Annotated in this window: 28 protein-coding genes; 15 read left to right on the top strand and 13 right to left on the bottom strand. The window is 48.0% G+C overall.

Features of this window, described 5'->3' with window-relative positions; translation table 11 throughout:
• Positions 1–11: 11 nt before the first annotated feature.
• The 4 genes from IRJ25_RS00470 to IRJ25_RS00485 form a co-directional block, all read right to left on the bottom strand.
• Positions 12–203 (bottom strand): hypothetical protein, encoded by a 192-nt coding sequence (locus tag IRJ25_RS00470; RefSeq protein ID WP_074035480.1) that lies wholly within the window; start codon positions 201–203, stop codon positions 12–14.
• A 13-nt stretch (positions 204–216) separates the two neighbouring features.
• Complete coding sequence (locus tag IRJ25_RS00475; protein ID WP_269317525.1) at positions 217–1122, bottom strand: Gfo/Idh/MocA family protein; 906 nt, start codon at positions 1120–1122, stop codon at positions 217–219.
• A 63-nt stretch (positions 1123–1185) separates the two neighbouring features.
• The gene (locus IRJ25_RS00480) at positions 1186–1911 is read right to left on the bottom strand and encodes an anti-sigma factor (protein ID WP_269317526.1); all 726 of its coding nucleotides are present in this window, start codon (positions 1909–1911) and stop codon (positions 1186–1188) included.
• Positions 1908–2468 carry an RNA polymerase sigma factor gene (locus IRJ25_RS00485; RefSeq protein ID WP_211782130.1) on the bottom strand — a complete coding sequence of 187 codons (561 nt, stop codon included), beginning with the start codon at positions 2466–2468 and terminating at the stop codon, positions 1908–1910. Before IRJ25_RS00485 ends, IRJ25_RS00480 begins: the two co-directional genes overlap by 4 nt.
• Before the next feature lie 127 nt (positions 2469–2595).
• Here IRJ25_RS00485 and IRJ25_RS00490 point away from each other — a divergent pair, with 127 nt between their 5' ends.
• Both IRJ25_RS00490 and IRJ25_RS00495 read left to right on the top strand, forming a co-directional pair.
• Positions 2596–2781, top strand: coding sequence for a hypothetical protein (locus IRJ25_RS00490; RefSeq protein WP_148209475.1), 186 nt, complete (start codon positions 2596–2598; stop codon positions 2779–2781).
• A gap of 85 nt (positions 2782–2866) precedes the next feature.
• Positions 2867–3667, top strand: a complete 801-nt coding sequence (locus IRJ25_RS00495) for an HAD family hydrolase (protein ID WP_214687654.1) — start codon at positions 2867–2869, stop codon at positions 3665–3667.
• Here the strand turns inward: IRJ25_RS00495 and IRJ25_RS00500 are convergent.
• Positions 3613–3918 (bottom strand): RNA polymerase sigma factor, encoded by a 306-nt coding sequence (locus IRJ25_RS00500; protein WP_214783963.1) that lies wholly within the window; start codon positions 3916–3918, stop codon positions 3613–3615. The two genes, IRJ25_RS00495 and IRJ25_RS00500, sit on opposite strands and share 55 nt — an antisense overlap.
• Before the next feature lie 155 nt (positions 3919–4073).
• Positions 4074–4289, bottom strand: coding sequence for a hypothetical protein (locus IRJ25_RS00505; RefSeq protein WP_012727536.1), 216 nt, complete (start codon positions 4287–4289; stop codon positions 4074–4076).
• 121 nt (positions 4290–4410) lie between these two features.
• On the opposite strand from IRJ25_RS00505, the gene IRJ25_RS00510 reads away from it, so the two are divergent.
• From IRJ25_RS00510 to IRJ25_RS00525, 4 genes are all read left to right on the top strand, one after another.
• Positions 4411–4644 carry a WYL domain-containing protein gene (locus tag IRJ25_RS00510; protein WP_074035487.1) on the top strand — a complete coding sequence of 78 codons (234 nt, stop codon included), beginning with the start codon at positions 4411–4413 and terminating at the stop codon, positions 4642–4644.
• Positions 4641–4841, top strand: coding sequence for a DNA-binding protein (locus IRJ25_RS00515; protein WP_159563075.1), 201 nt, complete (start codon positions 4641–4643; stop codon positions 4839–4841). Before IRJ25_RS00510 ends, IRJ25_RS00515 begins: the two co-directional genes overlap by 4 nt.
• Positions 4842–4992: 151 nt before the next feature.
• The gene (locus tag IRJ25_RS00520) at positions 4993–6450 is read left to right on the top strand and encodes a UDP-N-acetylmuramoyl-L-alanyl-D-glutamate--2,6-diaminopimelate ligase (protein WP_214783960.1); all 1458 of its coding nucleotides are present in this window, start codon (positions 4993–4995) and stop codon (positions 6448–6450) included.
• 96 nt (positions 6451–6546) lie between these two features.
• Positions 6547–6891, top strand: a complete 345-nt coding sequence (locus IRJ25_RS00525; RefSeq protein ID WP_012727532.1) for a general stress protein — start codon at positions 6547–6549, stop codon at positions 6889–6891.
• Positions 6892–6958: 67 nt separating this feature from the next.
• Here IRJ25_RS00525 and IRJ25_RS00530 read toward each other — a convergent pair whose 3' ends face one another.
• Positions 6959–7951, bottom strand: coding sequence for an MDR family oxidoreductase (locus IRJ25_RS00530; protein WP_159563073.1), 993 nt, complete (start codon positions 7949–7951; stop codon positions 6959–6961).
• A 143-nt stretch (positions 7952–8094) separates the two neighbouring features.
• Between IRJ25_RS00530 and IRJ25_RS00535 the strand changes: the two genes are divergently transcribed.
• The gene (locus IRJ25_RS00535) at positions 8095–8517 is read left to right on the top strand and encodes a hypothetical protein (protein ID WP_012727530.1); all 423 of its coding nucleotides are present in this window, start codon (positions 8095–8097) and stop codon (positions 8515–8517) included.
• An 18-nt stretch (positions 8518–8535) separates the two neighbouring features.
• Here the strand turns inward: IRJ25_RS00535 and IRJ25_RS00540 are convergent, their stop codons facing one another.
• From IRJ25_RS00540 to IRJ25_RS00555, 4 genes are all read right to left on the bottom strand, one after another.
• Positions 8536–8745: a hypothetical protein gene (locus IRJ25_RS00540; RefSeq protein ID WP_214783951.1), complete on the bottom strand. Its 210-nt coding sequence runs from the start codon at positions 8743–8745 to the stop codon at positions 8536–8538.
• An 82-nt stretch (positions 8746–8827) separates the two neighbouring features.
• Positions 8828–9535, bottom strand: coding sequence for an SDR family NAD(P)-dependent oxidoreductase (locus IRJ25_RS00545; protein ID WP_269317527.1), 708 nt, complete (start codon positions 9533–9535; stop codon positions 8828–8830).
• An 11-nt stretch (positions 9536–9546) separates the two neighbouring features.
• The gene (locus tag IRJ25_RS00550; RefSeq protein ID WP_074035497.1) at positions 9547–9936 is read right to left on the bottom strand and encodes a GNAT family N-acetyltransferase; all 390 of its coding nucleotides are present in this window, start codon (positions 9934–9936) and stop codon (positions 9547–9549) included.
• Positions 9933–10949 (bottom strand): serine hydrolase domain-containing protein, encoded by a 1017-nt coding sequence (locus IRJ25_RS00555; protein ID WP_269317528.1) that lies wholly within the window; start codon positions 10947–10949, stop codon positions 9933–9935. Before IRJ25_RS00555 ends, IRJ25_RS00550 begins: the two co-directional genes overlap by 4 nt.
• A gap of 172 nt (positions 10950–11121) precedes the next feature.
• On the opposite strand from IRJ25_RS00555, the gene IRJ25_RS00560 reads away from it, so the two are divergent.
• Entirely contained in the window at positions 11122–12021 is a 900-nt protein-coding gene (locus IRJ25_RS00560; protein ID WP_269317529.1) for a GGDEF domain-containing protein, read from the top strand.
• A 20-nt stretch (positions 12022–12041) separates the two neighbouring features.
• Here IRJ25_RS00560 and IRJ25_RS00565 read toward each other — a convergent pair whose 3' ends face one another.
• Positions 12042–13820: a solute:sodium symporter family transporter gene (locus tag IRJ25_RS00565; protein ID WP_269317530.1), complete on the bottom strand. Its 1779-nt coding sequence runs from the start codon at positions 13818–13820 to the stop codon at positions 12042–12044.
• 182 nt (positions 13821–14002) lie between these two features.
• On the opposite strand from IRJ25_RS00565, the gene IRJ25_RS00570 reads away from it, so the two are divergent.
• Positions 14003–14632, top strand: a complete 630-nt coding sequence (locus tag IRJ25_RS00570; RefSeq protein WP_269317531.1) for a hypothetical protein — start codon at positions 14003–14005, stop codon at positions 14630–14632.
• Between the two features lie 55 nt (positions 14633–14687).
• On the opposite strand, the gene mgtE is transcribed toward IRJ25_RS00570, so the two are convergent.
• Positions 14688–16046: a magnesium transporter gene (gene mgtE, locus IRJ25_RS00575; RefSeq protein WP_264092992.1), complete on the bottom strand. Its 1359-nt coding sequence runs from the start codon at positions 16044–16046 to the stop codon at positions 14688–14690.
• A gap of 321 nt (positions 16047–16367) precedes the next feature.
• Between mgtE and arcA the strand changes: the two genes are divergently transcribed.
• The 6 genes from arcA (at position 16368) to IRJ25_RS00605 (ending at position 24464) form a co-directional block, all read left to right on the top strand.
• A complete protein-coding gene (arcA, locus tag IRJ25_RS00580) occupies positions 16368–17597 on the top strand; it encodes an arginine deiminase (protein ID WP_031422019.1) in 1230 nt (409 codons plus the stop codon).
• Between the two features lie 21 nt (positions 17598–17618).
• The gene (gene argF / locus IRJ25_RS00585) at positions 17619–18647 is read left to right on the top strand and encodes an ornithine carbamoyltransferase (protein ID WP_214783927.1); all 1029 of its coding nucleotides are present in this window, start codon (positions 17619–17621) and stop codon (positions 18645–18647) included.
• Between the two features lie 52 nt (positions 18648–18699).
• On the top strand, positions 18700–20175 hold the full coding sequence (arcD, locus tag IRJ25_RS00590) for an arginine-ornithine antiporter (protein ID WP_035387827.1): 1476 nt from the start codon (positions 18700–18702) through the stop codon (positions 20173–20175).
• 14 nt (positions 20176–20189) lie between these two features.
• Positions 20190–21152, top strand: a complete 963-nt coding sequence (gene arcC, locus IRJ25_RS00595; protein WP_269317532.1) for a carbamate kinase — start codon at positions 20190–20192, stop codon at positions 21150–21152.
• A 163-nt stretch (positions 21153–21315) separates the two neighbouring features.
• On the top strand, positions 21316–23658 hold the full coding sequence (locus tag IRJ25_RS00600) for a glycoside hydrolase family 31 protein (protein ID WP_441316656.1): 2343 nt from the start codon (positions 21316–21318) through the stop codon (positions 23656–23658).
• Between the two features lie 116 nt (positions 23659–23774).
• Positions 23775–24464 carry a Crp/Fnr family transcriptional regulator gene (locus IRJ25_RS00605; RefSeq protein ID WP_269317534.1) on the top strand — a complete coding sequence of 230 codons (690 nt, stop codon included), beginning with the start codon at positions 23775–23777 and terminating at the stop codon, positions 24462–24464.
• The last annotated feature ends 58 nt before the right edge of the window (positions 24465–24522 follow it).

Consider the following 24522-nt stretch of genomic DNA (forward strand, 5'->3'; position numbering starts at 1 on the left):
ACCGCTTTTGATTAAAATCCATGATGGTCGAGTTTGTCTTGTTCGCGCTTCATCTCGAGTTCAAGCCGTTGGATCGCGAGTTTCTCTTCTTCGATCTTCAATCGTCGTTCTTCGACACGTGCTTCTCTCGTTTTGATAATCGTATTGGCACCGACTGACGAGACGACAATCACCATAACCATGATGTAGAAAAAGAAATCCATATATAGCCCTCCTTCACTTGATTAGATTTGTGACAAGTCGTTGTGTCTCAAGGGCAACACGACCGTCTGTTGAAATCGCTGTATCATCGATGAGTGCGGAAATGAAGTGGTCAATCGCGCCTTGGAAACCACGTTGCACGAGTGTCGTGTCCCATGAACCGAACGTTTCGACTTCATGCCGACCTTGCTTGAAACGATGTAGCGTGACCATCTCTTCGATGGACAATCGTTCCCCATCCCGTACGATCGAGACGTGCTCATGGTTCACTCCTGCTGAACGGTGCATCGATGTCGTGTGCATTCCGTGCTCATCTTGCCACACGTGGCGGGCGAATCGAAGCTCATGCTTGTCATTGACGTCGACGTGACCCGAGACGAGTATGAGCTCATTACCAGCGAGGAAACGTAGCGTATCAATGACATGTAAGTAATCATCGAGTAAGGTGAAGGTCGCATCCTTAGGGCCGACGTCATTCTCGCGATGTTTTACCACATCAATCATGTGAGCAGAGGACTCGTTTTGTAGACGCATATACATCGGAGCGAAACGTCGATTGAACCCGACCATCAATTTACGCCCAAGACGTTCGGCTTGAATGACGAGCTGCTCCGCTTCCTCGATTGTTGCGGCGAGGGGCTTATCAACATAAACATCGACGCCGTGTTCTAATAAATACGATACGATGTCATAATGAGTTTCCGTTGAACTATGTACGAACGCTGCATCGATGGATGAGGCGAGTTCATTCAACGTGTCGAAAGAGGTCATTCGATACGTTTGGCAAATCATGTCTCGCTTAGATGTGTTCGGGGAAAAGGCACCGACTACCTCGATTCGGGGATGAATCGAAAGGATGGGTAAATACGCTTTTTGAGCGATATTTCCAAGTCCGACAATACCGATTTTTGGTTTTTGCATCCCATTCACTCCTTTGGTTCATCATATCAAAAAACCGGACAACGAATGTGTCCGGTTCAAGAATTAAAGACTAGCACTTAAGACGATTTCACCTTGTGGCGTCTCATTTCCGCGATTCGGTTCTTTGGTGACGGCGACGGTATCCCAGTCGACGTCGACTTCATCCGAGTCGAGTGTGTAGATGACCGTCCCGTTCCCTTTATCATCGGTGACGAAAGCGCCGGTCGGAATCGGGGAACCATCTTTTAAGAGCCATACTTGATACACCTCATTGGCATCGAGTGAGGCTAGGCCGTTCGTTTGGACGATCAGTTGTGTCGTTCCGTCCTGCTCTGCAAGATAAGCGGTTCCTTCAGACTCACCTTCAAGTGGGATTGATTCGGTCAGTGTGATGCCAGGGGCATCAGGCTGATTGGTAAGCAAATATCCATTCCCGATTAAGGAGAGGAGGAGTGCCGCTGCTAAAGCGACCATTCCCCAGACCGGTACGTTCCGTTTCTTCTTCTGTTTGAACGGTGTCGCCGGTGGAACTGATGCAGAAGTGTCGGTTATTATGACGGGTTCATTGTCTCCTTCTTCTTCGAATACACGATCGAGGACACGTGCTTTCATGCCTCGGGGTGGCTCAGTCGGAGTAGACAAGAACGCGACGCCACCGACAAGAGCTTCAAGTTGTTCGAGCTCTTCTTGACAGTCTTTACACGTTGCCAGATGTTGTTCAAATTTCATTCGTTCTTCTTCCGTTAAATGTTGGTTGAAGTAGTCAATCAATTGGTCGCATGCGTTCATTGTTCTACCTCCTTTCCGATGAATTCATGGGATAACTGTTTCCTCAGTTGCCTTAGCGCCAGTCGAATCCTTCCTTTTACCGTTCCGAGCGGGATGCCGCATGCATCAGCAATTTTTTGCTGGCTCAATCCTTGAAAATACATGAGTCGAACGACCTGCTGTTGTTCGGCTGGTAATGTGGCCATGGCTGTCTCGATTTGGGCGCGCTCTTCTTGCCACTCGACTTCTTTCTCGACGGACGGTGAGTCGGAAGGGATGGCCTCAGCGTAAGATTCATCTAATTGTAAATCCGGTTTACGCTTCCGAATTAAATCAATGGCCACATGACGGCTCATTGTGAAGAGCCAAGAACGAAATTTTCCTTTTGACTCATCGTAAACGCCTCCGCCACGCCAGAGCTTGATGAATACTTCTTGCATGGCTTCTTCGGCCAAATCACGATCTTTTGTCAGTTGTAGGACAAATGCGTATAAAATGCGTTCGTATCGATCATACAATATTTCGAGCGCTTCTTTGTCCTTTTTCCTGACACGCTCATATAACTCTAAGTCAGTCATAACATACTCCTTTGCGCAGAAGGGATGTCCCTTGTATTGATCTAACGTATAAAATCGAAAAATGGATGCCTATTTTGTGTGACTATTTATTGAACATGTCACTGCTTGATCCGGAAGCTTCGAATAGATGAATAATCTTAATTTCTCTGAAAGCTGGTACGTGATGAAGCTTAGTCCAATCGCCGTCATCAGCATCAAGCCAATCGCAGTTAAGGGAGAGCTCATCGTCGTCCATAAGAAGTATGTGCGAATGCCAAAAAGAAAAGCAAATACAATAAAAAATCCGGTAATCAAGCTACTCATTTGGCAATAAGCTCGAGAGATTCGTGAAATCATAAGATGCCTCCTTTGTTTCATTGTACTATAGGAGGAAGAGAAAACGATAAGGAGACGATATCATGAAGCGATTTACGAATGAGGGACACATCCTCATATGTTTTGATTTTGATGAGACCTACTTTCCTCATGCATGTACACCGGAACAATTGGCATCCGTTCGTCGGCTCGAAGATTTTTTGGAACAATATTCCCATCGATTGTCAACGATGTGGGTGACAGGTAGTTCACTCAAATCGCTACGTGAAAAAGTTGAACAGGCAAACCTTCGCTTTTGGCCTCACCGTATCGCTTCAAGTTTAGGTACGGAATTGTATCATATTGACGTAGACGGAACGTTTTCTTTAGAAGAATCCTATCAAGCGTTATTCCCGAGTGATTTTATATCTCGTGTGGAACGTGTTGCGTCACAGATTGAACAGATGCGGATTGAACTAGAAGCGCAACCGGGTTTTGGGACGAGTCCTTGGATCCGTAGCTATTACATCCGTGACCAAATCGGGTCTTGGAGCGAAACGCTTCGCATGCTAGCTGATCAAGAAGGGATTGCTGTCAACATCAGCCAATGCAATCCGCAAGCGGGTGATCCGATGGATGCATGGGATATTGATTTTTATCCAATGCATGCCGGAAAAGAATCGAGTGTTCGATATGTATGCACCACTGCTTCCTTCTTACGCAAAGAAACATATGCGTTCGGCGACAGTGGGAATGACCTTGGGATGTTAGCGCATGTAGGGAAAGGCTATTTAGTGGGCAATGCGACCGAACAGGCAAAACAGATGTATCCGGAGATGACAACAAAACCTTATGCAGAAGGGATTTTAGAAGTATTGGAATCTGATTTGTCCTCTTTCATATAGTGCATGATTTCCTCTAATGAACGGATGAGGGTCGCACGAATCGTTTCGGAATGTGGATTGAAGTGAAGACGTTGTTGCCAAATCCGACAAAATAAATCGGTCAAGGCCGCCTCTGCAGTTGCAGGATGGTCATTCAGATGAAGCGCATATCGATAAAGTAGTTTTTCATAGCGTGAGTATAAATGTTCTAAGGCTTGGCGATTTTTAAGACGAACTTGATCGACCAGGCGTTCATCGAGTGTAGGAAGCATATGCAACTCCTTTCGTATGGAATGAAGGTTTCAACGATAAAAGAATCAGGAACTTTACTCAGATAAAGCATCCTTTCTGTTCTTTCACTCATTTGCTCCCATTTAAACCAAGGAATATGAAGAATTGCGGTCGAATATGCATGCCCCTCAACGATTCAAAAAGTGTGATAACAATTCGGACAAGTTTGTGCGTCTCCCGGCGCGCGTTTGAATGATGTTTTACACTTCGGACAAGTGACGGTTTCGCTCTGTTGATTAAACAAACTGCCACGATTGAATAAAATGTTGCGAAGGTTTGGTAACGCGAGCGCAGCGAAAATCATTGCCCCGAATAAAAAGGCAGCCAAGATCAGTAATAATACATAAGTCATCGGTTTTTTCCTCTCTCATTTGATTTCCTTCATCATAATCGAAATTTGAATCAGCGAACAGCTTATCAATAGAAATGAGAACAAATGTTCTGTATAATGAAGACAAAGGAGGGAAAACAGGATGAGAGAAGAATTGTTACGATGGATGCGTTCGGGACAAGTCACAGAAATGGTGTATGTCGATCGACATGGGACATTTTCAGAGCGGCGGGTCAAACTGATTAAAGTGCAAGGGGAGTACGTGGTGGCATGGGATTTGAATAAACAAGCGAGACGAACGTTTCGAATCGAGCAAGTTCTTGCCTGTCTTCCCATCAACGGACGATTTAGAAAGCGAAAGGCGGAGATTGGATGATTGCCTTACCAACGTTAGCAGCGCCAGCTAAAAGGGCACTAGTCGCTAAAGGAATCGAGTCTCTGCATGAATTGTGTCCCTATACACGCCGTGAGGTTGCGAGTTGGCATGGAATCGGACCGAATGCCCTTTTTGTCCTTGAGGCGGAGCTACTAAAACACAATTTAGCATTCAAAATGGAGGAACCTAGTACGTGAGTGAAACGTCTAGGTTTTTTTTGTGAAGTGATTGCTTTCCTTTGAAAACGGGAAGTAATATATTTGTCATCTCAATTGCCGTTAAAATCTAGTAACATGACGATAAGGTTTTATGAACCTAGCGACACCCATGAGAAAGGACGTACACAGCATGAGAACGAAACGTTTATCCGCCATTTTACAAAATGAGATGGATGACATTTTTGATCCATGGGTGACCGGAGTCGAAACCGATTCCAGGAAGGTCAGTTCAGGGAATGTCTTTATTTGCATTCGCGGCTATACGGTTGACGGTCATAAGTTCGCAGAAGACGCCGTCGCCAACGGTGCGAGTGCGGTCATCTCAGAATATCCACTCGATCTCGATGTACCGAATGTGGTTGTTGCCGATACGAAACAGACGGCAGGAGCGGTTGCGAGTGTATTTTATGATCACCCCTCTCATCGGATGCGTATATACGGTGTGACAGGAACGAATGGAAAAACTACGACAGCGACATTGACTTATGACTTGTTGCGTCTTTCAGGACGTCGTGCCGGAATCGTTAGTACGATTGGCGCGCGTTTTCATAATCAAACGGTTGAGACAGCCAATACGACACCAGAAGCCGTCGTCTTACATCGCATCTTAGCAGAGATGGTCGATGCAGGCGTCACGGATTGCGTACTCGAGGTATCATCGCATGCCTTAATGGAAGGTCGCGTAGCGGGAATACACTTTCATGCTGCTGCGTTTACGAATTTGACGCATGATCATTTAGACTATCATCGTTCGATGGATGAGTATGCCCGGGCCAAAGCGCGATTGTTTGAACAGGTGGAAGTGACGAACGGTGAGGCGATTGTGTTAAATGCGGAAGATCCGGCTAGTCATGTCATGGCTGAGTTTGCGCCGACACGTCAAGCCATTATGTATAGTACAAAAGAGGAAATCGAAGCCGACATCCAAGTGATTTGGCGTGAAGAGACGGTACTCGTCAGGATGAAGGAGTTCAAGCTCGAAGTGCCCGTTCGGTTCATGGGGGCGTTCAATGCGGCGAACTTAGCAGCGGCAATCGGACTTGTGTCGACTTCCGATATGGCGCTACGGACCATTGTTTCAAATGTTCCAGGACTCACCTTGCCAAAAGGGCGGTTGGAACGTTTAGCTACAGAGGATGCTGAGATTTATATCGACTATGCCCACACACCAGACGGGCTAGAGAAATGTTTGTCTACATTGCAACAAGATAACCGTGCACTTGTCGTCGTGTTAAGTGCGGCAGGAGACCGTGATCCTACGAAACGTCAAGATATGGGACGTATCGCAAGTCGCTATTCGAATGAGGTGATTGTCACCGTACATGATGTCCGCATGGAAGACCCAAAACAAATCATTCGTGATTTAGTAAAAGGTATCCAACCGGATGTGAAGTATGTGACGTTTGAAGCAAGGGAAGAGGCCCTTCGACATGCGGCCACGCAAGCGTTAGAAGGAAAGCGTGTCGTGGTCGTCGGAAAAGGACATGACCACATTGAACGAATCGGTCGACAGTCGATTCCATTTAATGAATCAAACATTTTATTGGAAGAATTGAAAAAACGAAAAGGCCAAGAGCCCGCCGTTTAACAAAACGATGACGTTTGTCATCGTTTTTTAATGTGTGAAGAATGTGAAGGAAGGTAATACCTAGTAATGTAGTAGAATTGAAGGAGGAGAATAGACATGTCAGTTTTGTACAAAGAATTTACAAATGATGAAGAAGTCGTTACCGCCGTTCAATCGATGAAAACAAATGGGATTGATGAATCCAACATCTACGTCATCACACATGACGATGATCGGAGTAAACGTGTCGCGGATAATGCCGATGCGAACACCGTCTCGGCAAGTGACGTCGGTTTGGGGACAGCCGCCAAAAATGTGTTCCGCAAAAAAGGAGACGAACTGCGAGCCGATTTTCAAGAGCTCGGCTTCACAAAAGAAGAATCAGAGCGTCTCGAAGAGAAGTTAGATCAAGGCAAAGTACTCGTCGTCGTGAAAGACGCACCTGCCGGATTCACTATCTGATTCCACACCATGGAGAATAGAGAGGAAAGAGGCTGAATCGTGAATGATTCAGCCTCTTTTGATGGGCTTAGCGAAGACGGACGACGGTGCGACCACTCAATTCACCACGCATCATCGCTTCGGCGTGGCGAGGGACGTCGTGTAACGGAATCTCATGGATCATCTCATTGAGAACTTTCGGATCGATGAGTTCTTCGAGACGTTCCCATGCGTTCGTACGACGAACCATGGGTTGCATGACCGAATCGATGCCGATGAGCTTCACGCCGCGTAAAATAAACGGATAGACGCTCGTTGGCAACTCTGCGCCTCCGACGAGACCGCATGCGGCGACAGCACCTTCATATCGTATCTGGCTCAAGATGTTGGCGAGTGTATTTCCACCGACCGAATCGATAGCGGCATCGAAACGTTGCTTGGCGAGGGGACGGGCAGGGCCTTCTAATTCGCTTCGATCGATGATCGTCTCGACACCGAGTGAGCGTAAGTATGGTGAATCTGTTTTGCCGGTGGAGGCGACGACATGGTAGCCGAGACGACGAAGCAACGTAATCGCGAAGCTTCCAACACCACCTGTCGCGCCTGTGACAAGTACTTCTTCACCCGGACGCACACCTGCGTGTTCGAGTGCATCAATGGAAAGCATGGCGGTAAGTCCTGGTGTTCCGATGGCGATTGCATCTCGCATGCTCATTCCTTTCGGTAACTTCACGAGCCATTTCCCCGGTACTTGCGCATACTGGCTAAATCCACCGAAGTGCCGTTCCCCAATCCCGAAACCAGTGGCGATTACCTCGTCGCCAACTTTGATGTCGAGGTGGTCTGATTCGACGACAGTTCCAACGAATTCGCATCCCGGAATGAACGGATAGCGATTGACGATTTTACCAGAAGTCGTTAATCCGAGCGCGTCTTTATAGTTCAACGCAGAGTAGTGAACTTCCACTAACACATTTCCGTCCTCTTCTTTCGGAAGGACGTCGGCGTTCACTTCTTTTACTTCGGCATGAAGGCGTTCCTCGTGTTGGTCTAGCACGAGTGCTTGGAATGATTCATTCATCTGCTTAACCTCTTTTCCTATAGATGTCCTCACTCTAACAGTCTTTCCCTGGCAAAATGAAATATATGCACGAATCTTTAGGGGGAAACGTGTAGAGAGTGGTACAATAAAGGGGATTCAAATTGCGTAAGGAGGAATGTAGTATGCGGCACGATGACTATGAGTTTGACGATGTAGAAGTAGAAGAAGGCGAATTGTTCAACGTATACGATATTCTCCCACCAGACGGGACGATCCTGGAGATGGCGACAGCTGAGGAAATGGTTCGAGCGGCCGAATTAGAAGCGAAGCATCATGCGCTCCAACGGCTCCAAGATTCAAACTTCCAGTTAACCGGCGTGTCGTTCAAAGAACTTCTGACAGAATTTGAACAGTATGAGCAAGAGTCAATGGAGTTCTGGACAGGTGTTTATAACCGATTACGCATTCCTTGGGCGTGGACGATTCGAATCGATGTGGCCAATGGTCCGATTCACGTCGTGAACGATCGCGATATCTTTATCGATGAAGACGACTTCGAAGAATATGATGTTGATGATTTATTAGAGGAATACGAAGAAGATTGAATCAAAAACGTCTTTCCCTCATTCAGATGGGAAAGACGTTTTTTTGTCGTGGAGCAGGTCGTGACGGATTCGGCTGAGTTCAGTCGCCCCAAATAATAATCCGACACTACATAAAATTGAAACACCACTCACCATCGCCCCGACGACAGCGGTATCACCAATCATTGTGAACGACATTGTGACGCTAAACAGTCCAAATAGCAGTAATCCTCCAGCAATGGTTTTCATAAAATTCACCCTTTCACGTATCTATGCATGTAGTGTAGACGGTTTGACGAGAGAAGGGTGTTTCTTTTTTTGACCTGGTAAATTATTTAATCAAGTCGTAAATCGAATAGGTCTTGCCATTTTCTAGAGGACGGTCAATCAACTGTTCAGCAAATATACGAGCGACCGTTTCAGAAGAACGGAGTCGTCCTTCTGTTTCGTATGCACGGAATTGTTCAAGGTCAGCGAACGCCTCTTTCGAGGAAGAACGAATCTCCGCCTGCATCGACGTATCCATCACACCTGGATTGAATAGAGCTGCACGATGTGAGGTTCCTTCTAGCTCTAGTGCAAGCGTCTCCGTGAAATGATTGAGTCCTGCTTTCGTGCCACAATATGCGCTCCAACCTGAGATCGGACGTTTGGCCGCGCCAGAGGTCACATGAATCAAATCGGTCGGCTTGTTGAAAGCGAGGACCGCATTCGCCAATAGCATCGGCGCAAGCAGGTTGGCGTGGACATGAGCGGTCACTTTCTCACCATCTAATTGTCCGACACGATGAATCGGTTCAATCCACGCTGCATTTTGAACGAGCAAAACCGAATCAGCCCGCTCTAGAAACGGTGTGATCTCCCGAATGACTGCATCAATCCCCGAGACGTTTGATAGGTCGACTGATCGTTGCTGATACGTAACGTCTTCCGCCTGTGAGCGAGAGAGCCCGACCACCTCGTAATCTCTAGCTTGTAGTTCCTGAGCGATGGAACGGCCGAGACCACGAGATGCGCCTGTGATGAGAGCAAGTTTCATATACATTCCTCCTATTCGTGAATCGTTTTCCGAAAACCGTAGAACGGACGAAACCGTAATTTCTCGTAATATGTGTGGGAATTTTGACTTGCGAGCATCTCAAGCCGTGTGTCTGGATAAAGTGTATGGACGTGTTGGAGTAACTGTTCGCCAAGACCACGTCTACGATATGTAGAAGCGACCAACAGTTCACAAACATACAAACTGACTGTCGTATCAGTCAATCCGCGCAAATAAGCGACAATCTTTCCATTTTCAGACTCCATCACATAGGTGACGTTTGATTGACGCCATGCCTCACGGGTCAACGCGTCACGTTCTACCAATTGGCTCCAACCTTCATCGCGATTAAGTTGTTGAATCGAGTCAAAGTCTGATTCCATATAAGTACGAATGTTCATTCAATCCGTTCTCCAATCTGCATTTCAATCTGTTTCATGACGTCGAACGCCCCATCTGATTGATTTGAACAAATGACCGAGATGGTATCGATTTCTGGATAGTAACCAGAATGGAAACTGACACCAGGGTCATAGCCCATCACGTGATATTTATAGACATCTCCCGATGCGTGATGTTGAATCCAAAGTCCGTATCCATAACTCCCGCCGCGGTCATTAACCGTCACGTGTGGTGTCAAAAGAAGCGACGTAGAAGCGGTATCAAGAAGCTGATGTGAAAACAGCGATTTCCAAAATTTAGTCATGTCTTGAGCGGTCACATACGCGCCACCATCTGCTCCTCCTTTGATTGGAATCGCATATTGGTTTGTACGCCATGTGCCGTCCGAGTGGTCAATATAACCGAGTGCTGTTCTAGAAGGCAAGGCATCGAGTGAAAAGTATCCAGAATCAATCATACCAGCAGGATGAAAAATCGATTGTTCGACATAGTCGGTGAAAGATTGCCCGGTCACATCTTCTACAATCAACCCTAACAGAATATATCCTGCATTATTGTAGGAGAATCGAGAACCCGGTTCGTCTTTCATAGATTTTTGTTGAAACAACGGTAAAAAATCACGTAACTGTTGAAGCCGATACATCGGGATATCACGCCATAGCGCTTCAAAGTCATCAGAGACGGATTCATCAAAATAGTCAGGGATTCCTGATGTGTGCGTCAACAACTGATGTACGGTGACGTTTGGTGACAGATGAGTTAAGGCAAATGTTTGAAATGAGTCAAGCGAGGTGGAAAAGGATAGTTTCCCTTGCTCGACTAACTGGCAAATCGCGATTGCTGTAAACAGCTTGCAACCGGACGCAATTCCGAACCGTGTCATCACGTCATGTTGAATCAGTTCTGAGCGATTCGCATAGCCGTAAGACTGGTGGATTGATCCATTTCGATTGGTGAGCAAATAGACACCCGAAAATGTCTCGTCAATCGATGGATGTGTGAAATGTGGCATGAGAAACCTCCATGTATTGAGTGATTCAATAAGTCGACTATATCATGTCCATCACAATCTCTCTAAAATTTACTCAATTTTCAAAAAAACATTTACCAAATAACAGGAATTGAGACAGGTGTCTGACCTCGAACGTGGTACGATATGGGCGAACAGAGAGGAAGTGGATTCAATGACGTTATTCTTCTGGGGGATACTCGTTGGATTTTTAATTGCCTTGTGGCTATATAAACGTCCACAGCCACATTCACAGTCTCTTTCGTTTATGCATTTCGGGAATCAAACGAAAGATGTCATTTACATTTTTGAAACGAAACCGACGTGGCGTTTCCGATACATCAGTCCTTCTTTAGATTTATATCTCGGAGACGGGACGGTGATGCAAAGTTATTCAGATGCACAAGAGTGTTTTCGGAGAATCCACCCGGACGATCGGCGACTATTACTCGATAAAGTGGCGGGACGCGTCAATTATGAAAAAGCGATTCTTCAACGATGGCGCACGAATGACGGCGCTTACGTATGGTTCGAGGAATATACGACACCAATCTATGAGAATGGTGAAATCGTAGCGGTTCAAGGTGTGATTCGGAACATCGAAGCAGCCATGACCGAGCGTGAACGTCTCATGTATGAAAGTCGCCACGATAGCTTGACCGGTGTCTTCAATCGTCGGGCGTTTGAAGAAACGATTGCTCAAGCAAGAAATGCGTGTGACGTCGGAATCATCGTGCTGGATGTGAACGATTTGAAAGTCGTAAACGACATGGAAGGACATTCTGCTGGTGACGATTTGTTGAAACGGGTCGGGATGATTCTTCAGGGAATTGAATCATCCGTGTATCGTTTAGGGGGAGATGAGTTCGTCTTGTTTCTAGAGATGATGCCCCGCGACGCATGTGAACGAATGGTTCGTCAAATCGAAGCGGCTTGTCAAAAAGAATCGATTTCTGTCGCCATCGGGTTGGCGTGGGCATCATGTCCGGAAACGATTGAGGCGCTTTGGCAACGTGCGGACGATGCCATGTATGAACGGAAGCGACAACAAAAAGTAGACCTCCTTGACGTGTAAGTTCAAGGAGGTCTATTGGTTTAGCTGCTTTGTTCTTTTACATCGGACGGCTCTTCACCCAAATTGTTTAGATAGCGTTCATAACGAGAAATACCATAGCGGTAAGATGCCCAGATGAGCCCGGACGTTATGACGACAAGTCCCACTGTCAGTGGAGCAAACCATCCGGAAACGATGCCGTTCGCATAAGCGAGTCCGATTGGCGAGAATACAAGGTAAACGAAAATCATCGAAGCGACGAGCAAAATGGATGTCGAAAGGGCATGACGCCATGGTTTGACTCTCCCTAGTTCGATTCGGATCGGATTCGCTTGAAGCATTGGTCGCACACGCGCAAATACGAGCATGATCCCCGTCTCGATGACGAAGAGGATTCCGTAAATATGGATAAAGTTGATGCCGATTTCGACGCCGAACCATTGTTTCGTCCCCCATACGAGGAAATAGTAAGCGATGACGTGGAAAAAGACGACGGTCTTCGCGGCGATTGGCGGCACACGTTTAACAAGCATCCCGATTAAAACGATGACGAGAATCGGGATGTTGAAAAAACCGGTGAAGCGACGAATCAAGTCCCACAAGCCATCTGGCGCATACATAAGATTCGGGGCGACAAAGAACGAGACGAGTGCAACGAACGTCCCGAACCATTTGCTGACGCGAATCAAATCTTGGTCAGAAGCATCCGGTTTAAACTTCGGTTTGTAAATGTCGAGTACGAAGAGCGTCGCGATACTATTCAAGAGCGAGTTGAACGAGCTGAATACGGCACCGAGCAAGACGGCGAGGAAAAAGCCCATGAGCCACATCGGTAACAGCTCGGCAATCAAACTCGGATAAGCGAGGTCTGCCTTCTCGACGTTCGACCCGTACAAGTGAAACGCGATGACGCCAGGTAACAACATGAAGATTGGAACGAGTAATTTCAAGTAGCCGGTAAAGAGAACGCCTTTTTGTCCTTCCGCTAAGTTTTTTGCACCGAGGGCCCGTTGAATCACGTATTGATTCAGTGCCCAATAGAACAAGTTCGCAAAAATCATTCCGGTGAAAATGGAGAGAAACGGGACCGAGTCGTTAGCGGAACCGATGGCGTTCAACTTTTCGGGATTCGTCGTCGCAATCGTCTTCATCCCGTCCAATAAATTCCCGTCCCCTAGTGCGAGAAAGCCTAGTGTCGGAACGAGGAATCCAATGATGATGAGTCCGATCCCGTTCAACGTGTCCGATACGGCAACGGCACGAAGACCTCCGAAGATGGCATAAATCGCCCCGATAATCCCAATGAACCAAACGACGAGCCAAAGGGACTGCTCAAAGCTGATGCTGAGAAGGGCCGGCACATCGAACAGTTGCAGGACGGCTAATCCACCCGAGTACAGCATCGATGGAATCGTCACGCACATATAGCCGAGTAGAAATAACAAGACAGTCAATCGACGAACGTCCTCGTCATAGCGTTGACTTAAAAATTCAGGAATGGTCGAAATTCCGATGCCAAGAAAACGTGGCAACAAAAAGAGCGCCATGATGATGGCAGCGATACCGGCCGTCACTTCCCATGCCATCGCTGACATGTTGCCGGCGAACGATTGGCCATTTAAGCCAATCAATTGTTCCGCTGACAAGTTGGTCAACAGGAGCGATCCCGCGATGAAGACACCCGTTAAACCGCGACCAGCCAAGAAGTAATCGTCGGCGCTTTCGACTTTTCCTCTCGTCATGCGATACGAGACGTAAGCGACGAGCGCCATGAACAGGGCGCCGGTCACGAGTATGTAGAGTACTTGTTGAAATGTCATGAAATCCCCTCATTCCTTACTTATGTTTTATATGTATTTGTAGGAAATACCCTAAATCATAAGAAGGTAGTCCTATTGTTTTGATCGAATTATGCAGAAACCATAAACTTGGGGACGATTGCGTACTTGTCGTAAGGGAGTAGAAAATCGATGAGGATGGATGGAGCGATGGGAGGGACCTCGTGAAGAAGTGGATGATTGGAATGATATCTGTTGCAGTGATAGCAGGTTATATCATGTTTAGCGAAATGCTGAAGGAAGAAAACACGAGTGATTTGGCTGTGACCGAAAGCTTCCGACACATAGACGATTTAGCTACACGCTCGCCGATTGTCATCGTCGGCAAAGTGAGCAGTGCTCCCAAACCGTTTACACATCAATCGGTCACATTCTTTGAATCACACATTCAAGTGCAGCGTGTCTATCGAGACGTGAATGGTCAACTGAAGTCAGCCGATACGATCACCCTTTTACAAAATGATATGGAAGAAGACCCGCTCGTCAAACGAGACGAGACCGTTTTACTGTATTTACAAAGATATGAAGGACCCGTGATGGAGAACGCATATCGGATTGTCGGTCTACAACAAGGACATTTCAAAGTGAATCGGACGGGGACTCTAACTTCGGTAGGAGAATCCAATCTTTATCAAAAAAGCGGGCTCAGTGCGGACTTGAGCAAACTAGAGGCATTATTGAAAGACCATCCTTATGTGGCAGAAAAAAACGATGTAATGACGGATGAGGAAATCGAGGCTTTTAATGAAAATGAAGAGCGTTTGTTTGAGGAGTCTCAACAACATGACGAGTAAAAGCGGCGCTGACAACATCAGCACCGCTTTTTATAATCGGATTTTCTTTCGAATGTCATAAAAACTGGAGCATGGACGTCGCAACCGTGAAGTAGATGATGAGCCCTAGATTGTCCATCAATGTCGTGATGAACGGTCCAGAGGCAACAGCGGGGTCTAACTTCAGGCGATTGATGAGAAGCGGGACAATCGTTCCAATCATCGTAGCGACACTGAGTGCAGCAAAGATAGAAACTCCGACAATGAAGCCAATCAGCATATTGTCGTATAGCAGCGTGATGACGCCAAAAATGACAATCATACACGCAATCCCTAAGATGATGCCGGTTCCGAGTTCGCGTCGAATCATCTTCATAACGTTCTTTCGATTGATGGTCCCGAGTGCAATTGAGCGCACAGCGACGACGAGTGATTGCGTGGCTGCGTTCCCGGCAGAGCCCATGACAAGTGGCATGAAGACAGCGAGAAGCACAATCGTTTCAAGGGTGTCTTCGAAACCGCCAATCGTCGAAGCTGTAATCATGCCGAGAAACATGAGGCTGACAATCCAAGGGGCACGTTTTTTCGCTGCTTCAAGCGGGCTCATGTTGATATCAGACGAACCCTTTGTCGCGGAGAGTTCTTCAAAGTCTTCGGTCGTTTCGCGCTCGATGACGTCTAATACATCATCGACCGTGATGATGCCAAGTAGCTTTTGCTGATCATCGATAACGGGAAGGGCCAACAAATCGTACTTCTGGACAATCCTGGCCAAGTCTTCCTGGTCGGTCATGACGTTTGCCGAGATGACGCGGAACCCCATGATGTCTTCAATTTTCGCCTCGAGTGGTGCGACAATCAAATCACGTAAGGAGACAACACCAACCAGTTGGTGCGCTTGGTCGACCACATATAGGTAATAAATCGTTTCGGCATCTGGTCCGAGTTCACGCAACTCTTCAAGGGTCAGTCCGACCGTCTTATCAGCTTGAAGGACGACGAACTCGGTCGTCATGAGCGATCCAGCCGTTTCCTCCGGATATTGCATCAAGTCTTTGACTTCTTTTTCCTCGATATCATCCATCTGCTCAAATAGCGTGTCCATGAACGCATCGGGTAGTTCCCGCATCAAGTCGGCCGCGTTGTCCGAATACATTTCATTCAAGATTCGGACGGCATACGGTTGGGGTGTTTCTTGGATGAATGTACATTGCTCTTCTAACGTCAGCTTTTCAAATAGATCGGTGAATACCTCGGGGGAGATGGTTCGATACACGAACGACCGCTCATCTTGAGTCAGTTCGATAAAATGATCCGCCTGTTCACCCGGGTGGAGGGAGAGAAAGAGGTCTTGAAAATCGACCGGGTCTCCCTTTTGAATCAATGTGCGAAGTGCTGCTTCATGTTCGTTGTATTCCGTTTCTTCAATTTTCATATGCTCACATCCTGATCTCTCACGTTTTCAATTTATTTTACGGTGAATTAAAAAAGTTTCTGCTTTTTTTAGGGCGATGCTATACATCAGCCATACATCTTATTTCCCCTTGTCATCGTCCTGATTTCTGGGGCATTGTTTGTTCATTCACATGAGTGAACATTTATTCATATCGATGCGGAATCGGCAACAGATGGACTGTCGGATTAGATATTCGCAAATTTGGTAAAGTGATAAGGTAAGGGTAGTCACACACCCGAATCACAAGGAGGAAGCGAGATGATCTCAATGACGAATCAACCGATTTCACAAGATACGACGCTGAAACATCCGATTCATGTGTATTCAGAAATTGGAGAATTAAAAACGGTATTACTGAAGCGACCGGGTCGGGAGTTAGAGAACCTTACCCCGGAATATTTAGAGCGCCTCTTGTTCGATGATATTCCCCATTTACCGGTCATTCAAAAAGAGCACGATTATTTTGCGAGTGCGCTTCAAAATCGTGGTGTGGAAGTCCTTTATCTCGAGAAACTGATGGCTGAGACATTGTCACTCCCTGGTGTGCGCGAAAAGTTTGTTGCGGATATCTTATCGGAGTCAAAATCAAATATCAACGGTTCTTACGAAACATTAAAAGAGTATTTGCTCGATTTTGATAATGAAATGTTGATTGAGACGGTGATGGCCGGTATCCGTAAATCGGAAATCAAGCCGGAAAAACGTCGACATCTGCATGAAATGATTGAAGATACGTACCCCTTCTTTTTAGATCCAATGCCAAACCTCTACTTTACACGAGACCCGGCCGCTGCAATCGGTCACGGACTCTCCATCAACCGCATGAAAGAACCGGCACGCCGCCGCGAATCACTCTTCACGCAATACATTATGCGCTATCACCCACGCTTTGCGAAACATGATGTTCCCATCTGGTCGGACCGAGATTATCGGTTTGCGATGGAAGGGGGAGACGAACTCGTCTTGTCGAAAGAAGTCGTCGCCATCGGCATCTCGGAACGAACAACCGCGCAAGGCATCGAACGTGTCGCCCTCAACCTACTCAAGCATGGAGACAGCTTCAAAAAAGTCATCGCCATCGAAATTCCAAAATCACGCGCCTTCATGCACCTTGATACCGTCTTCACGATGGTCGATCATGATAAATTTACCATCCATCCGTTCATTCAAGGACCGGAAGGGAAGATGAACATTTTCGAACTCACGCTAAACGCGGAAGGTGAACTTCAGATTGCCCAGCACTCGGATTTGTTGAAGGTGTTAAAAGATGTCCTCGGCTTACAAGAGGCGACGTTGATCCCTTGTGGCGGTGGGGATCCGATTGCGGCAGCCCGCGAACAGTGGAATGATGGATCGAACACGCTCGCCATCGCGCCGGGTGTCGTGGTCACGTATGACCGAAACTATGTCTCGAATGAGTTACTTCGTAAAGAAGGCGTCGAAGTGATCGAAATCATGTCGAGCGAACTATCACGCGGACGTGGGGGTCCACGTTGCATGAGCTGTCCGATTATCCGCCAAGACATCTAAATGTGATAAGGAGGAAGCAGTATGTCTACAACGTTCAATTTTGATTTGAAAGGTCGTCATTTTTTATCGCTAAACGAGTTTTCGGGTGAAGAAATCAACTATTTGATCGATTTGTCTGCTGCATTCAAACGTCAGAAAAAACAAGGTGTTCCACATCGGATTTGTGAAGGTAAAAACATTGCCTTACTCTTTGAAAAACCATCGACACGGACGCGTTGCGCGTTCACGGTCGCTGCCATCGATTTAGGGATGCACCCTGAATATTTAGGCAAGAATGATATTCAATTCGGGAAGAAGGAATCGGTACGTGATACCGCGATCGTCCTCGGGCGCATGTTTGACGGCATTCAGTTCCGTGGCTTCGCTCATGAGACGGTCGAAGGTCTTGCAAAAGACGCCGGCGTACCGGTGTGGAACGGTTTGACCGACTTGTATCATCCAACCCAAATCTTGGCCGACTTTTTGACGGTAAAAGAGCAAAAAGGAGAACTTGCCGGAATTAAATTTGTGTACGTAGGTGACGGACGGAACAACATGGGAAACACGTTGTTGATCGGTGGTGCAAAAGTTGGGATGGATATGCGAATCTGTGCGCCGAAATCGCTCTGGCCATCTGACGAGATCGTGAACTATGCGAAGTCGGTCGCCATTGAAACAGGTGCTGTGATCACCTTGACGGAGAGCATTGAGAAAGCGATGGATCAAGCGGACGTCGTCTACACGGATGTCTGGGTATCGATGGGCGAGGAAGCGGCGTTCGCAGAACGAATCGAACTGTTGCGACCGTATCAAGTGAACATGGACATGCTTCAAAAGAGTGGCAATCCAGACATCATGTTCTTACATTGCCTCCCTGCCTTCCACGACTTAGAAACGGAAGTCGGTCGAGCGATTCACGAACAGTACGGTTTGACGGAAATGGAAGTGACCGATGAAGTGTTCCGCAGTCGTCATTCGTTCGTATTTGATGAGGCAGAAAACCGGATGCATACCATCAAGGCGGTGATGGCGGCGACGCTCACGGAGACACGCGAATGGCTTGATCGTTGACGAGGAGGGGATCCCCCCTCCTGCTTTAAAATAAGCGAAAGGGATGAGTAGAATGTCTACGAAGTTGGAGCATGACTCAGGTGGTTCGGCTGGAGTACATCCTGACAAGCAAGATAAGCGGTTAGGTCTCGGAGCGTTGACGGCACTTGTCGTCGGATCGATGATTGGTGGTGGCGCCTTTAACTTGGCTGCCGATTTGGCGCAAGGTGCGAATGCGGGGGCCATTCTCATCGGGTGGGTGATTACAGGGATCGGGATTATTGCGCTCGGTCTTAGCTTTCAAAATCTGACGATGCGCCGTCCTGATCTCGATGGTGGTGTATATAGCTATGCACGGGCAGGCTTTGGGTCGTTCGTCGGATTTAACTCGGCCTGGGGATATTGGTTGTCTGCCTGGCTCGGGAATGTAGCGTATGCCACACTGCTATTCAGTTCGGTCGGTTATTTCTTCCCGATTTTTGAAGGGGGACAGAATATCGCGTCGATCATTGGCGCATCAATTATGCTGTGGCTCGTGCATACCCTCATCTTACGTGGGGTACATGAGGCGTCGATGATCAACATCGTCACGACGATTGCCAAGCTCGTCCCAATTTTTGCATTCATTACGATTACCTTGTTCTTCTTTAATCTCGAAAACTTCACCTTCGATTTTTGGGGACAAGGCGGTTTCTCGTGGGGAAGTGTGCGTGATCAAGTCGTTTCGACGATGCTCGTGACACTTTGGGTCTTTATCGGTGTGGAAGGAGCCGTCGTTCTTTCTGGTCGTGCTCGGAAACGTTCGGACGTCGGGAAAGCAACCGTTATTGGGCTACTTGGAACGCTCGTCATTTATTTGCTCATTTCCATCATGTCGCTCGGACTCATGACACCGGAAAACGTGGCGAACGCCTCGCAACCCGCGATGGCATATTTGCTCGAGTCGGCCGTCGGTCCGTGGGGTGCGATGCTCATCAACGGAGGGCTCGTCATCTCTGTCCTTGGCGCATGGCTCGGTTGGACGCTTTTAGCAGCTGAGATTCCATTCGTTGCCGCCAAAGATGGGGTCTTCCCGAAATGGTTCACGAAAGAGAATCAAAATCAGGCTCCCGTCAACGCCCTTTGGCTGACGAACGGATTGATTCAGCTCTTCCTCTTCACATTCTTGATTTCAGATGCCGCATATAATTTTGCTTTTTCTCTCGCTTCGAGTGCGATTTTGATCCCATACGTGTTCTCGGCCTTTTATCAAGTGAAAGTGGCGAAGAACGGAATCGGATATAGTACCGGTGAACGAAAAACACGCGATTTAGCAATTGGATTGGTCGCCTCTGTTTATGGACTATGGCTCATTTACGCCGCTGGAATCGATTATTTACTTCTCACTACACTTTTATATGCACCCGGAACCCTTCTCTACATGAAGGCGCAACGTGAAAATGGCATCAAGTCACTCACTAAAACGGAATGGATGGTCGCCGGTGTGTTGACCGCACTCGCCATCTTCGCAGTCGTACGCATACTATCGGGTAATATTTCAGTCATCTGATCGGGGGTATGGATATGGAGAAAAAACGAGTGGTCATCGCTTTAGGCGGGAATGCGATTCAACAAGGGAAAGATGCGACAGCCGAAGCACAAATACAGGCGGTTGAGGCAACGGCGGAATCTCTCGCTGCACTCATCGCGGAAGGAGTCGAGGTCATCATCACGCATGGGAACGGTCCGCAAGTGGGAAACCTGATGTTGCAACAAGCCGCATCAGACAGTTCGGCCACACCGGCGATGCCGCTTGATGTCTGTGGTGCGATGACGCAAGGGATGATTGGATACTGGTTCGAGAATGCACTAACCAAAGCGCTTCGTGCACGTGGTCTTGATCAGCATGTGGCCTCTCTCGTGACACGAAGTATTGTCGATCCGAACGATAGTGCGTTTCATCATCCGACCAAGCCGATCGGTCCGTTTTATACGGAAGAAGAGGCACTCCATCTCGAACGGACGACAGGTTACGTCTTCAAAGAAGATGCAGGACGTGGGTATCGTCGTGTGGTGCCGAGTCCAATCCCTATGAAAATCGCCGAACACGCCGTCATTCGAACACTCGTTGAAGCGGGGCACATCGTCGTCGCTTCTGGTGGCGGTGGCATTCCCGTCATGGAGACAATGGACGGATACGTCGGCATCGAGGCGGTCATCGATAAAGATTTCGCGGCTGCGAAACTGGCTGACCTCGTCAACGCAGACGTGTTGCTCATTTTGACGGCTGTCGAACATGTGTATGTCAATTTTGGGAAGCCGGACGAGATGGCACTTCAAGAAACGTCGAAAGAACAGATGGAGACGTATATCGCTGAAGGGCAGTTCGCGCCAGGCAGTATGTTGCCGAAAGTAAGAGCGGCGCTGCAGTTTGCCGAATCCGGTACGAACCGTGTCGCCATCATCACGTCGCTCGATCAGGCTGTAGCCGCCATTGATGGAGAAGCGGGCACACGTGTCCGTCTGGCCCCATCACTCCAACAATAAGAATGTGTCGCAGACGTGAAGCGTTTGCGACTTTTTTTGTTTTCTGCCCGGGTTCAAGGGGAAGGAAGGTTGTATGCCAAAAATGAGATTGCTATCATATTCAGTGTAAACGTTTGCACTAATTTCAGGAAGGAAGTGACGGAGAGCGGAAACGCTCGAATGTATGCGCCTATTCGAAGAAAATCATGTGTACCAGTCGTGGATGAGACCAAAAGCAAGAGAAGGGGCAATCGTACAAGGAAGCTGTTATCGCTTCACCGTATTGACGAGTCAGTTGATTCGAATGGAATATGCGGAGGACGGTGTCTTTGAAGACCGCGCCACCCAAGTGGCGTGGAATCGGGAATTTGACGTTCCACAATTCCGAGTGATTGAAGATGAGACAGAACTCCAAATCATCACCGAACATGTCCATTTGTATTATACGAAAGGTCCGTTCGCGCCGAACACGCTCTACGTGGACGTGAAAGGGAACTTTAGCACGTATTATAGCCGCTACATGTTCAACGGTCCAGAGCGGACGCTGAAAGGGACGGCGCGGACACTCGACCATGTGGACGGGGCGACGGAGTTAGAAGAAGGGATCCTCTCCAAACAAGGATATGCGATCATTGATGATTCATCCTCGTTTTTGATGACAGATGATCGCTTCGTCGAGCCGCGACGAAAAGGGATCCATGACATTTACTACTTCGGATATGGTCATGACTATAAACAGGCACTTCGAGACTTTTACACGTTGACGGGTCCGACACCGATGCTCCCTCGTAAAGCGCTCGGGAACTGGTGGAGCCGCTACTGGCGATACGACGAAAAAGAGTATAAGGCGTTAATGCGCCGTTTCAAGTCAGAAGATGTCCCGTTCTCGGTCAGTGTCATCGATATGGACTGGCACGTGACGGACATCCCCGAAGAGTACGGGAGTGGTTGGACGGGCTATTCGTGGAACAAAAACTTGTTTCCCGAACCGAAGCGTTTCCTTAACTGGTTAAAGGATGAGGGAATGATGGTGACGTTGAACCTGCATCCCGCGGACGGTGTCCGTGCGTTTGAAGATCAGTACGTGGCGATGGCCGAGGCCATGGGCGTCGAACCGGAATCGGGGGACCGAATCCCATTCGATTTTTCAGACAAACGATTCATTCAAGCATATTTTGAGCAGATGCACCATCCACATGAGGCGGATGGCGTTGATTTTTGGTGGATCGATTGGCAACAAGGGTCGACCTCGAAGATGGAAGGACTCGATCCGCTATGGATGCTGAATCATTATCATGCCATCGACATCGCCCGTGACGGCAAACGCCCGCTCATTTTCTCTCGTTACGCAGGACCAGGGAGCCACCGTTACCCGGTCGGATTCTCAGGAGACACGATCATCTCGTGGGCCTCGCTCGCCTTCCAGCCGTATTTTACAGCGACAGCGACAAATATCGGTTACGGTTGGTGGAGTCACGACATCGGAGGGCATCATCGTGGGAAAAAAGACGATGAGCTCGCCGCGCGTTGGGTCGCATACGGGGTGTTCAGTCCAATCATGCGCCTCCACTCGACGTTCAGCACCTTCAACGGGAAAGAGCCTTGGCGTTTCGGGATCGAAGCCGAACAGTCGATGAAGCGATTCTTACGTCTGCGTCACGAGCTCATCCCTTATCTATACACGATGAATTATCGTAACCATGCCAATGCGTTACCGCTCGTGCTGCCGATGTATATCGAACATCCCGATGACGAAGCAGCTTATCAAGTGCCGAATCAGTTTTATTTTGGCAGTGAACTCATTGTGTCCCCGATTGTCACGCCGATGGACCGAAAGCTCCACGTCGCCGGAACGAATGTCTGGCTACCAAAAGGAGAATGGTTCGATTTCTTCACAGGACATCGTTACGAAGGCGACAAGTCGATTCGTGTATTCCGTGGTCTTGATGAACAACCAGTCTTCGCCAAAGCGGGTGCCATCGTTCCGCTCATGCCACATAAACCGCATGAGAATGAGACGGGGAACCCGAGCGAGCTAGAAGTACTCGTCTTTCCAGGTGCCTCGAACACGTTCACGATGTATGAAGATGACGGAGAAAGCCGCGATTATGAGACAGGTGCCTCGCTTGAAACGACGTTCACGCTCGACTGGGAAGCGCGGACGCTTCGCATCGAGATGTCAGGAGACCTGACCCTCGTTCCGGCGAATCGGACATTGACCGTTCTTGTTCGAGGCGTTGTCGGGGAAGGGGACTATGACGCTGAGACGCAGACGTTACACATCCCGATTGGTGAATTGAAGCAGGAGCAGACGGTGACGCTCCCCGTCGATGTGACACAGAACGCCCATCGACTTGATCGTCTCTATCGATTCTTAGATCGCGCGGAAATCGCCTACGATTTGAAAGATCGGTTGTACCAGATGGCGACGACGAAGACGCGTCTCGAGGCCTGGCTGTTTGACCTCCATGCGTTAGAACTCGATCGAGATTTGCAAGACGCCCTATTAGAACTGATGTTGGACTGAAAAGGGGGGAGACCCCCTTTTGTCATGTCAGAAAACTGTCGGATTTTGAAAGCGGTATCATTTTGAATCCATTTATACTTAAGGTAGGGGATTTAACTAGAAATGAGGGGATACAGATGCGACATAAGTGGACGATTGATGATTTACGGCAGTTGACACTGTTTGCGAACTGTTCGAGTCGAGCGCTTGAACAGCTCGTCCCGCACGTCTATTGCCGAACGTATCGAAAAGGACAGCTCCTGTTCATGGAAGGAGACCCGCGAGAGCGCGTGTATTTCTTAATGAGTGGATACATCAGACTTGAACGGATGAACGAGCATGCGACGCATCAATATGCGGACTACGTGAAGCCCAAACAGTTCTTTCCGTACAATGGTTTGTTCACGGAGGAAGACTACCGTCATACGGCAGAAGCGGTGACGGATATTGACGTCATCTATATCCCGACCGACCGATTCGAGCGGTTTGTATCCACACAGTCGAACATGCTGCTTTATATCATTGGACAGATGAATCGTATTTTAGATTTACATGAACGACGTGTCCAAGAGATCATTACCCCGAGCGCGAAAGAACGTGTACTCAATACCATCCATTTTTTGATTGAAGATTTAGGTGAACCGGATGAGCAAGGGGTACGTGTCCGCTGTCCGTTCACGGCGATGGAACTATCTCGTCTATCTGGAACGTCTCGAGAGACGGTTTCTACGATTTTAGCGAAGCTTCGTAAAGAAGACGTGCTTCGAATGGATGACCACCAACTTGTAATCGGGCATCCTGAATACTTTGAGCAAGACTTCGATTGACGCCACTCAGGAGAGGGCGTCTTTTGCATGTCGGAACGAGCGGAGCGTTCGCTTCAAG

This window comes from Exiguobacterium sp. KJ 601, from assembly GCF_027161185.1.
Classification (GTDB): Bacteria; Bacillota; Bacilli; order Exiguobacteriales; family Exiguobacteriaceae; genus Exiguobacterium; species Exiguobacterium profundum.